General features: G+C 49.7%; 13 protein-coding genes. 7 read left to right on the forward strand and 6 right to left on the reverse strand.

The window, feature by feature from the left end; translation table 11 throughout:
- Positions 1-280 precede the first annotated feature (280 nt).
- From KSF73_01340 to KSF73_01360, 5 genes are all read left to right on the forward strand, one after another.
- Positions 281-796 carry a hypothetical protein gene (locus tag KSF73_01340; GenBank protein MBV1774350.1) on the forward strand — a complete coding sequence of 172 codons (516 nt, stop codon included), beginning with the start codon at positions 281-283 and terminating at the stop codon, positions 794-796.
- Entirely contained in the window at positions 793-1158 is a 366-nt protein-coding gene (locus KSF73_01345) for a hypothetical protein (GenBank protein MBV1774351.1), read from the forward strand. Before KSF73_01340 ends, KSF73_01345 begins: the two co-directional genes overlap by 4 nt.
- A gap of 68 nt (positions 1159-1226) precedes the next feature.
- Positions 1227-1508, forward strand: coding sequence for a hypothetical protein (locus KSF73_01350; GenBank protein ID MBV1774352.1), 282 nt, complete (start codon positions 1227-1229; stop codon positions 1506-1508).
- Entirely contained in the window at positions 1508-1696 is a 189-nt protein-coding gene (locus KSF73_01355; GenBank protein ID MBV1774353.1) for a hypothetical protein, read from the forward strand. The genes KSF73_01350 and KSF73_01355 overlap by 1 nt, the downstream gene beginning before the upstream one ends.
- A gap of 227 nt (positions 1697-1923) precedes the next feature.
- On the forward strand, positions 1924-3093 hold the full coding sequence (locus KSF73_01360; GenBank protein ID MBV1774354.1) for a tyrosine-type recombinase/integrase: 1170 nt from the start codon (positions 1924-1926) through the stop codon (positions 3091-3093).
- Between the two features lie 460 nt (positions 3094-3553).
- Here KSF73_01360 and KSF73_01365 read toward each other — a convergent pair whose 3' ends face one another.
- On the reverse strand, positions 3554-4795 hold the full coding sequence (locus tag KSF73_01365; protein ID MBV1774355.1) for a tyrosine-type recombinase/integrase: 1242 nt from the start codon (positions 4793-4795) through the stop codon (positions 3554-3556).
- A gap of 227 nt (positions 4796-5022) precedes the next feature.
- Here KSF73_01365 and KSF73_01370 point away from each other — a divergent pair, with 227 nt between their 5' ends.
- A complete protein-coding gene (locus tag KSF73_01370) occupies positions 5023-5838 on the forward strand; it encodes a hypothetical protein (GenBank protein ID MBV1774356.1) in 816 nt (271 codons plus the stop codon).
- Here the strand turns inward: KSF73_01370 and KSF73_01375 are convergent.
- Both KSF73_01375 and KSF73_01380 read right to left on the reverse strand, forming a co-directional pair.
- Positions 5835-6911, reverse strand: a complete 1077-nt coding sequence (locus KSF73_01375) for a DNA cytosine methyltransferase (GenBank protein ID MBV1774357.1) — start codon at positions 6909-6911, stop codon at positions 5835-5837. The two genes, KSF73_01370 and KSF73_01375, sit on opposite strands and share 4 nt — an antisense overlap.
- A 316-nt stretch (positions 6912-7227) precedes the next feature.
- Positions 7228-7437: a hypothetical protein gene (locus tag KSF73_01380; protein MBV1774358.1), complete on the reverse strand. Its 210-nt coding sequence runs from the start codon at positions 7435-7437 to the stop codon at positions 7228-7230.
- 572 nt (positions 7438-8009) lie between these two features.
- On the opposite strand from KSF73_01380, the gene KSF73_01385 reads away from it, so the two are divergent.
- Positions 8010-9497, forward strand: a complete 1488-nt coding sequence (locus tag KSF73_01385; GenBank protein MBV1774359.1) for a rhomboid family intramembrane serine protease — start codon at positions 8010-8012, stop codon at positions 9495-9497.
- Here the strand turns inward: KSF73_01385 and KSF73_01390 are convergent.
- The 3 genes from KSF73_01390 to KSF73_01400 form a co-directional block, all read right to left on the reverse strand.
- Complete coding sequence (locus KSF73_01390) at positions 9485-10795, reverse strand: hypothetical protein (protein MBV1774360.1); 1311 nt, start codon at positions 10793-10795, stop codon at positions 9485-9487. The genes KSF73_01385 and KSF73_01390 overlap by 13 nt on opposite strands.
- A gap of 216 nt (positions 10796-11011) precedes the next feature.
- Entirely contained in the window at positions 11012-11587 is a 576-nt protein-coding gene (locus tag KSF73_01395; protein MBV1774361.1) for a chalcone isomerase family protein, read from the reverse strand.
- 173 nt (positions 11588-11760) lie between these two features.
- On the reverse strand, positions 11761-14469 hold the full coding sequence (locus KSF73_01400; GenBank protein ID MBV1774362.1) for a TonB-dependent receptor: 2709 nt from the start codon (positions 14467-14469) through the stop codon (positions 11761-11763).
- Positions 14470-14789: the final 320 nt, after the last annotated feature.

Consider the following 14789-nt stretch of genomic DNA (forward strand, 5'->3'; position numbering starts at 1 on the left):
TCGGACGTTTTAACCGAATCAGATTAAAAAAGGGAACCAATCTGGTTCCCTTTTTTATTTCACGGGACGAATTACGTGTCAGAAATACCGCGACGTATTCACATAAGAAACGTGCATATATAAGGACATGTCTTTAACAGCAAGGCATTGTCCAATGAACAACACCGACCCTCTCGAATCGCTCTACCTTCCATTTGAAAATTTCAAAGAATACCTGCCATCCGAAATTGAGATCGATTTCGAATTGCACGTCAGGATATCTTAATCAAATGGGGGCATTATGAATCGTCCGTTGCATAGCAATGAATTTCTATTAATAAAAGAAGCACAAGCAAAAAAGCTACGCTCCAAATCCAAAGGAATGCTTAGCTACCAGCTATTAATTGAACCGGATAGATCTAATCTATGGATTCGAATTACGGGCAATGAAGGAAGGGGCTATTTCAATGATCATCCAATGAGCTGTCAATCGATTTCCAGCCTGATATCGACACAGAATCAGGAAAAGGGGTTTAGCGCGAAATTACTAAATTCAATTACTTCCGGACGCAGTACAAATAATGCTTATTTTCTCGCTGCAATCCTGATTAACGAAGGAGTTATCAAGCCTGACCCTAATGGTGGTCCGTTACTTTTCCTAACCGAAAACGTCAGTCAATGGCTATCTTCGCAATTATCCGGAAATGGTACCACAATCATACTGGAACCAAAGGTGAAATCAAAAGCACTCTCCACAAGCAAAGAAGCGATCAGCAAGCCAATCAGTCATCACTCCAAACGGAACAAACAGCCATGATTGAAATCACTGATACCTCGCAGCTGGGATGCTTAACAGATGACCGCATGGTTTCATGCATCCAGACATACATTGGTGAATGGGATACAACATGGGCCCCGTTCGACTGGCGGGAATTCGGGAAAATCTATGTCTTTGAGCATGGTGATGGTGCAATTTGCCCTCCCTGCCCTCCCTTCATCTCTGAGATCGACGGCTTACATTTTGATGTCTGCTACGAATGGCTTGAAGATAAAGATACCTTCTTCGAGCTATCGGTAATCACGTGCGATGCAGGTGACTTCTATCTCGTCCTTATCCCCAAAAAAACAGGCATAGACGCTCGTCTTCTCGCTGCCTGTCAAACCGAAATCCTCGCCTAACCCTGTCATTTGATTGTGCGCATGCAATTCAGTTTGCAGGCATTGTCACACCTATCAGGAGCAAATGTATGCACTTACGTGCACTGTTTCTTCCAGGAAACATAGTAGCTACGCCAACTGCAATGAAAATCGTCAAAAGTCATCGCATCACGATTGCCAGTTTACTTGCGCGCCACTTGTCCGGAGATTGGGGCAACGTCGACCCTGATGATCAAACTGCCAATGATCTGGCTATATATAGCAATCAGCGGATATTGTCGTCATTCATTCTTGGAAAGAGCGATACGGTCTGGGTTATCACTGAAGCGGACAGGCATCAGACCACTATCCTGCTGCCGGGTGAGTATTGATGAGTACACCCGACAACGCCGTACTGAAGACTTGGCTGGAAAATCAGGAGGCTGATGTTCGTGAGTTCTTCGAAGAGCGAGCGGCCATCCGTGAACATGATGCCGGACTTTCGCGATCAGAGGCAGAGCTTCTTGCTTGGGCTGATACACGAGTGTTTATCCGGCGTAAAACCCGAAATTTTGATTGATACGTATATTTGGGCCCATTCTGTGTTCAACAGTTTTTGGGCCCAATTTTGCGATCCAGACCAGATAGGGACCGGATGCCACCAGAAATCAGCATGCCAAACATAATCGGCCCTGCCAATGTCATCGCTGACGAGGCTTCCCGACAAATAACAGTCAAACTTTATAGAGCGTGCAAAGGATTTGATCTCCTAGGCACATCCCATCTTCGCATCCGAGACTGATTCATATGCATACCCGTCAGTTCCGATTTTCGAAAAAACTAGTAGACGCCCTTCCCGCATGTCCTGCGGAAAACAAATCAAAGGAGATTGAATATAGTGATGCCGAAGTGACCGGCTTGAGGCTTCTTGTAAATAGGATCGGTCGGAAGTCATTCTTATTCCGCTATACCCACGATGGCAAAAAGCGGTCCATGAAGATCGGCAAGTACCCTGATATTGACATTGCAGACGCGAGAACAAAAGCATTTGAGCTCCGCGCACTGCTAGCCAAAGGGGTGGACCCACAGGGAATGCAGGGGAGGCAAATGCACAGTCTCACCTTCCGGCAGTTTTTCGCGGAGCACCTCTGGCCTCATTTTGAAGCCACAAAACGCAGCGCCAAAGCCGATGAAAGCCGAATCCGCTGCCATGTACTACCAGCATTCGGGGAACGGAACCTTTGCGATATCACTTCACTTGAGCTTCAGCAATTTCATAACAGGAAAAAACTCGAGCTCTGCCCCAGTACAGCCAACCGCATCTTCGAATTGATCCAAAGGGGGTATAACTTAGCAAATCTGTGGGGGCTTGTTGATCACAATCCAGCGAAAGGCATCCGTCTACACAGAGAAAACAACCGTCGTGAACGTTTTCTTTCTGATGATGAACTGAGACGATTTCTTACTGCACTCAAAAACGAGAAAAACCGCTCTGCTGCAGATGCATTCTTATTCTTGCTGGCAACGGGATCACGGCGTGAAGAGGCCTTAGGTGCAAAGTGGCAGGATGTCGATTTAGATAAGCGGGTTTGGTACCTACCTCATACCAAGTCCGGGAAAAGTCGCTATGTTTTGCTGAACGATACGGCACTGGATGTCCTGAATGCTCGTAAGCTCACGGGTGCCGGTGCGTACATTTTTCCGGGCATAAATGGTGAACGTACCAGCAATCCGACTCGCGCCTGGAAGCGGGTTCTTCAGGCTGCGGGTATTGATCCGTCAGGGATGCGGATTCATGACCTTCGACACACCCATGCATCGTATCTGGTTGGCGTAGCAAGCCTTCATGAAATTGCTGGTCTTCTTGGTCATGCCAACACCACGACAACACAGCGTTATGCGCACCTTAACTCTGACCGGCTGAGAACAGCCAGCGCCCATGTATCCACACTGATCAAGGAGGCAAGTCTAGGATAGGCATGAAAAAGCCCGCATAAAGCGGGCTCTTTCGTCATCTCAATTTTTTCAACGATCTTCAAAATCAACTAATTACTTAACTTATCAACCGATACTGCTAACTTCGAGGTACTGCTAACTTCAAGAACGGTCTGCGATGAACTTCATTACTACCTTTTTGCTGTACCTGACACTACGACCAATCCACACCGGATCAGGAAGCTGGCGACCTTGGTCTTTTAGCCTGTCCTTTTCCAGCGACGATGGGGACACTCTGAGTATCTTCGACACTTCCAAAGTCGTCAAAAATGAGTCATCGTAAAACGCGGTACTTGTAGTCTGCATGTTGATTCCTTACTTTCGGCAGATTACATATAACGCTTGCTGTCGGATCCGGGTACCAGCCTGCCGAACCTCCGGCAACCAGCTCCAAACAACAGGGAGCCGGAATATACCTAAATTTTCCGACACGAACAATGTGTTACGCATACTTTTTTTCAGGGGAAACATTCATGGAATGTTCGTTCACCGCGTAGATCAAGTCATTGGCATGCTCATGCACATAACGCTTGGTCATAGCCATGCTTGAGTGGCGTGCTGCAGCGGATACCAGATGAAATGGGGTTCCATTTCCTGCAAGGCTGCTACAAAACGCGTGGCGCAAATCATGAATGCGGAAGCGCCGCTTACCCGACTTGACCAGCCCTGCCTCTTTACAGATTCTGTCAAACACACGTATCGGTCGTGCGATGCACCCATCTTCCGAGGTTCCGCTGAATACATATGCATTTGTTGAACGTGAACGCATAGCTGTGAGAATAGTGGCAGCAACATCCGGAAGGTAGATTTTCCCCTTCTTACCTGACTTTTGCTTCGTAATCCGCCATTCATTGGCATCCAGATTCAAATCATCCCACTTAAGATGTCGAGCCTCACCCAACCGAGCACCGGTAAGTAGCATCAGCATGAGCATGGATGCAGCTGTGACAGCCTCATCACGCATTGCAGCATCTAGAAATGCCCTCATATCATCTTGTGACATAAAGTCATCAGGCCGATTTTCTACCTTGGTCCGACGCACTTTGGCTGCTGGACTGGTCTCGATGAACTCCAATGAGACAGCATGGTTGAAAATTGCCTTGGTCAACTCAAGAATGTGATTGAGCGTGGCGGGTGCAGGCACCTTTCCGGTCTCCTTCGACGGCGTGATCGCCATGGTAGATAACATTCTTTCAACGTCAATCACGCGAATTCTGTTGATGAATGACTTCCCGAGTGCAGGCGCAATCCAGTTTGCGAATCGGCTCTGATCAGTGTGTAGCGTGCGCTTACGAAGTGATGCCGAAGGGACGTAATGGTGGGTGAAAAAGTCCGAAAGAGTAAGACCTTCACCTCGGGACATGAACTTGGTTTTTCCGGCAGCAACCGATGCCCTTACGGCCTGATTACGTTCTCTGGCCGTCGAGACACTAACAAACTCTAACTCACCCAGTCGCTCCTTTTTGGATGAGCCTCGATGAGCTATCCGAGCGTAAAAAACGACTTTGCCGCTAGGGTAGACGACTGCACGCAACCCCTTGCTTTGAGTGTCATTGCATTCGAGTTGCTTGACCTGATTCGCCCGCAGATTGCACGCAACATCTTCCAAGGCAGCCTTGGAAAACTTGAACGAGGTTTGAATCGGCATGTTGTGGCTTGCCGTGGCCTGACTTTGGATGGACATAGTAACCCTCCTGTTGACGAGTTACTGGAATCAGTTTAGCACGGCACGGCATGAACCTTCCATAGAACCTGCCTATGTAGCTTGGCAAGTTGTACCCATATGGCCATGGAGTTTCGCTATAGAGCGCCCCAAATTTTAGGCCATTTTTTTGGCCACTTATTTTCTGTATTGACAGCAAAATATTTTGGCAGTACATTGCCAACTCAATTTGCCATGGGAGTTTCACAATGTCTGGCCCTTTTCTCACGCACAGCCCTTCACCACGCGAACTAGAGGATCTTCAAAAATTTCTTGGGAGTTTTCGAGATGGAACTGGAAATTTACGAGAGCCTGATGCAAGCACTCGTGCCGACTATCGGCAAATAGAACGCTGCTTTGCCGAATTGCTCGACGGCAGAACCACCGAAAATAAGGCTTTTTACGATTTTATTGTTCTCTCAAACGAGAGAGGTGGCATTTCTATCAGAGGCGCATCGGTGAAATCCAAGGAAATGGATGGTTTGCACGCGTATTCTGAAGAAAATCGTACTATGCGATCCTACCTAGAACTTTCTAATTCGGCAGCAAAAGATCTCGCACTGTGCCGTACAAAGGGACTTACTGAAGAAATGTTTAGGAATAGGGAGCACCCCGAAGAATTTGGGGCCACCATTTTAGAAAGACAAGCATCAGAACGTCTCCAGACGCAACGTGCCTACTTGGATAGTATTCCTGGCGCAAATAAGCGCTTTGTAGAGGAAGAAAGCGTATATATCTCGCTACTCTACTCACCTATGGTTAATGGGGAAAGAACATACTTGGTTTCGAGTTTTACGTCCGCATTGCAACCACCTGCAAGTTGGAATTTTAGTGGAAAACGCTTGGTGGGCGTTGATAATTCAGGCGAAGTACTATATGAATGGTACGCACTTTCTGGCGGGCAATTCAAATATTACCCCAAAATTTGTGACAGAATTCACGGGACAGGACTTTTTAATTTAGTAAATTACAAGCCAGCAGTCGAGTCCCTACGTCAAAAGATACACCGGATGTTTGAACGCTAAATCAATTCACGTACTTTTTGCATTATTTTCTCCATGAGTAGGGGTGGTACAGCATTTCCAATCTGCGTAAACTTTTCCTCCAAAGTCCCCATTGGTTCAAAATCGGGAGGAAATGTTTGGATTGCTGCCGCCTCTCTCCAAGAGAGTCTTCTAGGGCTAATACATGGATAATCTGGATTAAATTGCAAGTGATCATAATGATCAGTAAATCGCCATTTCTGCTTAAACCCATTCGCCAAATCGCTCCATTCAAGCTCCATTACTGGGGACGCGGGATGCAAAGTAATGTGCCTGAAGTTTGCTACCACCGTAAATGCTGGGCTATCCCATCGATGACGACGATTTCTGGACATGAAGTACCATGCAAAGTTCCCATCAGGATCATGCGGCCTTTCGTAATATTCACCGATCGGATTAGCAGGCAGGTGAGCAATTGCATCGCCATGTGAAGCATATGGCAGTAGGCCAAGCTTATTGACCAGCTTTGGCTTTGTATGAGTTGGCGTTGGGAATTCGAAACTATCTGAAATATCAGCCCTAACTCCAACAATAAATACACGCTTCCTAAACTGAGGGACGCCAAAGTCAGCAGCATTTATAAGCAGATGATGTACGTGATATTTTGCCGCCAATTGATTTTCATAGACATCAATTTGCTTTTTAAACCATTCACCATTTTGAAGCTTAGCTAATCCTGAAACATTTTCTGCAATGAATATTTTCGGCTTAACCTTGTTCACCGCCTCAGCAAAGCCAAGAAACAAATTGGACCTATCATCTTTTTCCGGATTGCGCGTACCCCCCATTGAAAAAGATTGGCATGGATATCCACCCATGATGATATCTGCTTCTGGATATGGATTAACAGCTGACTCATTGAATGAATAAATATCGGTAGTTCTAACGTCAACGTCAGGAAAATAGTTCGACAATGTCGACGTGGCCGCTCTGAAATTATCGAGGGCAAATACGGTTCTGAATCCCGCAGCATGTGCACCAAAGTCCATGCCGCCGGTACCGCAGAAAAGGGAAATTACACGATTGTTCATAGCCAAATTTTGGGTCAACTTCACGATATCGCTGATATGATACCGTGACGTAACTTTCTTGGCCACCACTTTTCGCATTACTACCGACAGAATGACAGCTTGCCTCAGCACAATGTGCAACTTGATGGTAATCTGATGTCGTCCTGCTTGGAAAAGATGTACGTTTCTTGCCTTCTACCTTTTCGCAACAACCTAGTAAAGTCATTTCACACCCTTCTGCAAGCCCACGGATTCCAAACTGAGTTGTCTGGTCGGATTCTGGTCAGAGCTAGGTACTACGGTGTGCAATGCTCTGCAACATTGGTGCTGAGGTCGATGTGCCTGGTGAGCGCCATCATATCTAAGATAATGATTTAAAATGATATTTTTTAAATCCACAAACCATGATCAGATCAAAAGTTGACCGATCAACGTTTTCGATTCCCATCGCCCGCTCCAGAATATCAGGCCGTAAGCTATTGAACGGCAAATGAAAAAGCCAACCTGAAGGGGTTGGCTTTTTTGTTATTTTGTTACCTGCATTATCTCTTTTCACGCCGCTGCGGATCACGATTCATTGCGCCGTCATCTTGTCATGACATAGTGGTGAGCTAAATAGCTTTGGCCATCCCCAAGCCACATGCACATGCCGGATTCATCCCAAGTAGATGGCGCATTGCTCACGCGTCAAATCAATGAACACACAGTGCTCATTCGCCCAAGCCCAGTGTGGCCCGAAAGGTGCGCAGCCCTGCTTGCCACATGCTTCGTAGCAGGGTTGTCATTCATGGCTTCGCACAATATTTTCACGGTGATCATGCTCTCTTCATCGTTTGGGTTAAATGATGGCCTGCCTGCTGTATACGATTGCTTCACTTCGCAAAAAAGTCTCGCTGCTGGCGAAACAAGCCCAGCACCCATTTGGGTGAACACTTGTCAGCAGACCGTAAGGCATTGACTTCCAAGTTGTTTTGATCTGCACCTCGACTTGCGGTCGTGCCTGCGTACCTACCAAGCAAACGAGATGATGGTAACTCGGTATTTGCATGAAGCGGACACCAAGCTAATGTCTGGTTGCAGACGCGGCAGGAACCTGACAGTGTAACGGGTTGCCACTTTTCATTATCAGGTTCTACTGATTCGATGCTTGTTATACCGCTGCCCAATCGCCCAAACTGGCGTAATCCGCCGTGGGTGACGCTTTGCCTGATCATTTCATGCGTTCTGATTTACTTTGGCTTTCAGTTGCCGGGTGAACGTGCGGCGAATGAGGGCATCAAGCTTTACCAGTCAGCAGGACTCGGTGACATCGAGCTACCACGCTACCAAGCCTTTCTGCAGCGCGCCGGTGCAAAACCTGAAGCGGATGCAGTAGAACAGGCGCTAGCAGAAGGCTCGCAGCATGCAGGCTGGGTGCATGCCGTACTCGCGAGTCTCGACAATCAGGATTTCCAACGGCAACTGCAGCAAGATCTTGCTCAACATACAGAACAGCACCTGTATGCCGACTGGCAGCGCAATCGCAAACAGTTTGATTTGCTGTGGGCCAAAAATTTCACCTGGAAGTATGCACTGCATCCACGTGCCCCTACCACCGCCCAGGTGTTCATGCAGATGTTTATGCACGGCAGCATCGATCATCTGGTGGGCAATATGGTGATCCTGTTTATGGTGGCCTACACGGTGGAAGCATTGATTGGTGGCGGCCTGTTCCTGCTGCTGTATGTACTGGCAGGCGTCTGTGCAACCCTCCCCGATTTGATTTGGCCCGGCACTGCAGGATCGATTTCTTTAGGTGCCTCGGGTGCAATCGCCGGAGTGATGGCCATGTTTGTGATGCTGTATGGCCTGCGGAAGGTGCGTTTCTTTTACTGGATTGTGGTGTATTTCAGTACGATGCGTGCGCCTGCAATTCTGGTATTGCCATGGTGGCTTGCGCATGAGGTATGGCAACGACTGGGCGATCCGGAAAGCCATGTCAACTACTGGGCGCACTTTGCCGGACTCTGTAGCGGAACCGTGTTCATTGCGGTGTATCGCCTTTACAAGCAAGGCAAAACCGCAGAAGCGCTGGAGGTGGATGATCGGGCCAAAGCCCACGCGCTCCAGCGGGAACTGGCAGATGATCAGATGCGGAAAATGGAGTTCGCTGCTGCAGCCCGCAGCTATATTTCGCTGTTTGATCAGGATATCTCCCAGCCTGAACCGGGCTTACTTGCTTTTCGCGCGGCCTGTATGCAGCCAGATCCGAATGTGCTTCAGGAGGCTGCATTCCGTTTGTTCCAGGCGGCGCAGCTTACATCAGTTGATCAGCATGCGGCCGATACCGCTAAAGCATGGCAAATGGCCAGGCAACAGAATCTTAAATTACCTCAACTCAGCCTCAAACAATGGGTGCGATTGCTCTCGGCATGGATTGCCGCGAGTAAACTGGATGAAGCGGAGCAATTGCTTGCACGCCTGATTTCCCGTGAAGGAGATCATATTCAGTTACTGCCAGCACTGGTATACAAACTGGGTATGGCACATCGTGTACGCGGCGACAAGACACGCAGTCTTGCCGCCTGGACACTCCTTAAAAAGCATTTTCCGGAATCGGTCGAAGCCCGTATGGCAGGTCAGGCATCCTGATTCTGCATAATGGAAAGCGTGCCAATCCGTTCCAGCACCATCAGAAAGCGCTCAGCCTCTTCCCGCACCGGGTGATTGGGGAAGTGGCGGATCAGTTGCTCAAGCAACTTGCGTGCATGGGCATCGTTCCGTTGATGATCACTTGAAATATGCGCCGCCAGCAGCATCACCTCAGGCAGCGCAGTGTGCTTGGGATACGCCTTGTCGAATCCGCGAATGAGGCGCAGAGATAAGGCCATGCGCCGCGTTTGAAACGCTAATTTGGCCAATGCCAGAGTATCTTCACCTGCTTTCGGGCGCAAATCGGGCAATAGTTTGGCAACCTGCTCGATCACATCCAGCGCCGGGCCATGTTTACGTGCAGCCAGATGCAGATTCATAAGCCGCGTGGCGATTTCTGTTACACGCTCAGCCGCCTGACTACTGGCCAGCATCAGTCGTAGCGAGGCATTCAGCAAGGGTAGATCTGACGGATAGCGGCGCAGTGCCTTATCAAGTATGAGCAGCGCGTCCTCTACCTGTCCTGCTGCAACAGCCGTATTGCACTCGGATAACGAGATTTCCTGCTCGGTGGCCTCTCGCACGGGTTGACCTTCAATGTCACGTACATGCAGACCCAGGCCATCATGAAACTGATACACCACGTATCCCATCAGCCGGAACATCACCATGTAGAAATACTGGAAGGCAAATGTCGTACACATGCTTGCTGCAATGGCAGTGTGCATATGTCTGATCAGAAACTCATTCAGTGCCATGCTGCCCATGGACAACATCGCCAGGCATGCCCATAAACCCAGATAGGGCAAACCGATGATGGTCATCATTTCAAACAGGCGAAATGGGTTGATGGAATCCCAAAAGCTGCCACTGAGCGCCAGCCGCATCACATTTGCGGGCCAGGCGATCAGACAGAATAGCCCGACGATCACACCCATGACAGGGCTCAATGCAACGGTCAGCCCGACAACAATCCCGGCAAGCATCAGGGCAAAACCATGTTTGACGCCGATCCACAGATTGATGTGTTCAGCCTCATGGATCAATGAATCACCCGAAAAGCCCTTTGCCGTACGATCAAGCAGCATAAAAAGATGCTTAAACCAAGCCAGCGTCAGCAATACCACCAAGATAAGGGCAAGTTTAGAAAACAGAACTGCACACAGCATGACGAGCAGTGTGGAAATCGAAAAACCAAGGAACGGGACGATTCCCGCACCAGAGAGCGGATAAGCAAAAAACGAAGGAAATCGTTCCCAGTAGGGACGAATAGACGGTTGTTTCAATGCATGTGACACGGTATGTATTCCCATCATTTATTCAATCAATATCAAAGAAGCGAACCGATATGCGGACTCCGCATATATCGGGCTCCGCATGATACCAGTTCGCTTGCCATGACATCTGGGAATGCCGCATCAACGCCGGAAAAGTATGCAAAAGGCCAGCCCTGGTCGGCTGGCCTAGCACTTTTATGAGACAGTCACGCTACTGGATACGCGGCTTGACGGGAATTATCCGGTCAATTGCACGCCTAACAGGCGCTGCTTGAGATCGTTACTGGCAGGATGCTCCCCCAGCCAGATACGCAATACCAGATTGTAAAATTCGCGGTCAGGCAGCGGGTCTCGGATGGCCCGGCCATTGACTGTTGCCACCATGCCTGTATCGGGAACCCAGTCGAGATTAATGACATCGCCTTCATGTACCGACTCAAGCGATCCGAACATGGCCGCAAACGATTCGATGCTGGCTGCAAATTGCGCATGTTCGGACTCGGAGCAATTCTCATCCAGTCCTTCCTGCATGGACCGGCTCAGCAAGCCGCCACCTACATCCCGCAAAAAGGTAATCTGCAGGCGCTGTGGTCCTTGATCCGCCAGAATGTCGCTCACACTGTTCGTCAGCTTATCTAGATACAAGGCCGCTAGGTATACCTTGAAATAGGCTTTACTGCGAATGCCTGCGCCATTTAACGCAAGTGTGGCGTTGGCCACCTGTGCAGCGTCGGCAACCGTTCGCTCACCCAGCATCAGGGCGTGTGAATCCAGAGACATCAGAGACAGGCTGCACGCAAGCAGCGTAGACATTAGGCGGGATGACAGCATGAATACTCTACAGAATGATTCGACAAAACAAGCAACTGCTTGCTATGTATATTACGATATTCTGCTATTCGTGGACATCCCGCCGGGCAGTTTTAGCCAGACAGGAAAAGAAGGCGCAAGCCGGGCGACAAACCTGGGTAGCGCCTCTTTTACGCTTAGTTAAAGTGGTACTCCCCGCCCACCGAGATTTGCCGCCCATACGGGGTGAAGTTGCCTACCGGATAGAAGGGCCAACCCGCCGAGTCATCACGCTTGGTGATGTTGAACAGATTATTGACCGTCACCGATACACTCGCACGCTTGCTGATTTCATAGCCCGCACTGCCATTAAACAGCCATGTGGCAGGCAATGAGCGCTTGCCAGCAGCATTGGAAATTCGGCCATACAGATTGCCAGCCAGCGCAGCACGCCAAGCCTGATTCGACCAAGTCAGCGTAGTTGTCAGACGCGACGGCCAGTCGGTTGCCCCCTCTGCATGCAACAGATCCTGAGCGTCGTCACCGGCAAACTGACGATAGGTATGCGTCAGCACCCGCGAATAGCGTACCTGGGTGGCAAACCGGCCCAATTCTTCAGTGCGCCAGCGATAGTTGGCATGCAGATCAATTCCGCTTGTGACTTCATCGGCCGCGTTGATCGGATTGACAAAAATATTGGTAATTACATTAGGCTGGAACGTAGCATCAGCCGGATTACGCACAATGCGTCTGAAGATATCCTGACACTGGGTCGATGTGGCGCTCAACTGACCATTTCGGCATTGCGCCTCCTGATGCAGCAACTGCCCGGCATCCAGATTCGTCACTTCGTCATTGATCTGAATCTTCCAGTAATCAAGCGAAACGTCCAATTTGCTATTTGGCGCCCAGACTACACCCAGCCCCCACGACTGGCCATTTTCCGGCTGCAAGTCCTTGTTCTTGGTTTGGGTATAATTTGCACCCGGCGAATAATTGGCGAACTTGCACTTGGACAGCGGTTGGCCTGCCAGCTCGCAGCGGTAATAATCGGTAGTCGAGGCATAGTAACCATTCACCTGACTGGCAAAGGTGTAATTCATATCCGGTGCGCGGAAGCTGGTTGCGTAATTTGCGCGCAGTAGCAGCGATGAGCTTGGCCGGTATTCCAGACCACCATTCGATGTGAATTTCCCGATACGCGTATCGGCAAATGCATAGCGATCATAACGGCCAGCCAGCGTGCCAGTCAGCTGACTCAGGATCGGAATGTTGAACTCCGCACCCAGCGCATAGCGGGTACGTGCGCCACTCACATAGTTCGACTTGCTGTTGTTATAGAACACCCCCTGCGCCAACCTTGGATCAGCGGCATTCACATAGCCCTGCTGACCGAGTTCTCCCACTGTCGCGAGCGTGAGTGGCCCGGCAGGCAGATTCAGCAACTCCCCGGTTGCCGACAGGCTTGCAGTCTGGTTCCAGCTCTTGTTTCTGGCTTCACTCTGACCTGTCAGCGCATCAAACTGTGTCGTAGTGACTGGCGTATAGAATTGCTTGGGATCGGGTGCATAGATTGAAACGCCGCCGCTGGTCGTACCCAGTTTGGGGCCGAGGAAAAATTCATCCAACCCTGTCAGAAATCGCGGCGTACGCGCACGACTATCGTAGCCTGATGCTGCGTAGACCGCGTCATAGTGCCAGCCGCTCTGCCCCAACCTGCCACGCGACCCCAGTGCCACGTTTAAGCTGGTATCCGCCCAGCGGCGATTCCAGCGCTCAGCACCGCCGATTTCTTCCGGGGAAAACTGTTTAGCCCATTGTTCAATCTTGCCGGTATTCTGATTGAGGAAATACCGCTTGTTAGGTGCAGATGATACCCATGAGACAGTGCTGGTATTATTTTCAGTGACGTTGCGCCCCAGTTGAAGCTCGGCGAACACTGTATGATCGGGATCGAGTTCATAGGTCACGCCCGTGAATCCGCTCACACCCTGCTTTTGCGTTTGCAGTGTCCAGTAGGTCGGTCGTAATTTGCCGGTGCCACAATAGCTCCCACCTTCACCGTCCTGAATCGTTTGCACACTGCCATCAAATGTCCTGGAAAATGCGCCACACACGGCATCCAGACCGTAGTTCACACCCTTGTTTAAATCTACGCGCTTCAAGGTCGAATAAGGGTCGCTACCATCGAGCGTGGTATCAGCCATGAATGCCCGATCCTTACTCCACAGCATGGCACGTCGATTCACATCAAAAGCATACACGACACTCAAATGATCGGCATTTAGGCCACCGCTGAGTGCCACTTTCGTATCCCTGCCACCACCGTCTTGCAAGCTGCCGGTTCGTGCCGAAATATCCAATCCGGTCACACGCTTTTTCAGAATGATATTGATCACACCTGCTATCGCATCAGAGCCATAAATCGCAGATGCCCCGCCATTGAGCACCTCGACTCGGTCAACCAGCCCTGCCGGAATATCAGACAGATTTACGAAATTTACTGTTCCCTGATATGCGATCGGATAGTCGCTCAGACGGTGACCATTGAGCAGTACCAAGGTATGGTTAGGCCCCAATCCGCGTAAACTCACCGCATTGGCAGCTGGCGTAAATGTATTGCCATAGTCATCGCCTTGAACAAAGCCGGTGTTCTGCGTCAGGTTATTTAGCGCGTCGAATACGCTTTTGTAACCCTGTTGCTCAATTTCTTTGGCTGTCAGCACGGTGACGCTGGTTGGCCCTTCTTTATCAATTCGGGCGATTCGCGATCCGGTAACGACAATCTTTTCCGAGCGGGCAGCATCAGATGACGCCGGCGCATCCTCGGCAGCCCATGCGAGCGAGGAGAGTGTGGCAAGTGCCAGAACAACTTGGGATGTAATTCTTGTATGTGTATGTTTCATTTCTTTACCTTTGAAACCGTTTCCCGGTAGCGAATTGCTGCCGTCTATCCAACGGGCTGCCGGCGCATGCCTGTTTCAGCCGTCGTATCGGGGAAACGAAATGTAACAAATACACTTTATCCCAATAAATAATAAAAGATGTGGAAATAGAAACTTCTAGATATATAGATCCCCATCATATTCAAGCGACGTCTTCGGAACAGGGGCACATCTCAGTTGCGAGTCTGACCGACTGCCCGCGTTATCCGCTTTCGTCAGTTAGCTGTTAGCTGCCCACCGTAAATGGAGCTAAGCTAAACAAGGCGTCGGAAAATCCTGGC

The organism is Burkholderiaceae bacterium DAT-1 (assembly GCA_019084025.1).
GTDB lineage: Bacteria > Pseudomonadota > Gammaproteobacteria > Burkholderiales > Chitinimonadaceae > DAT-1.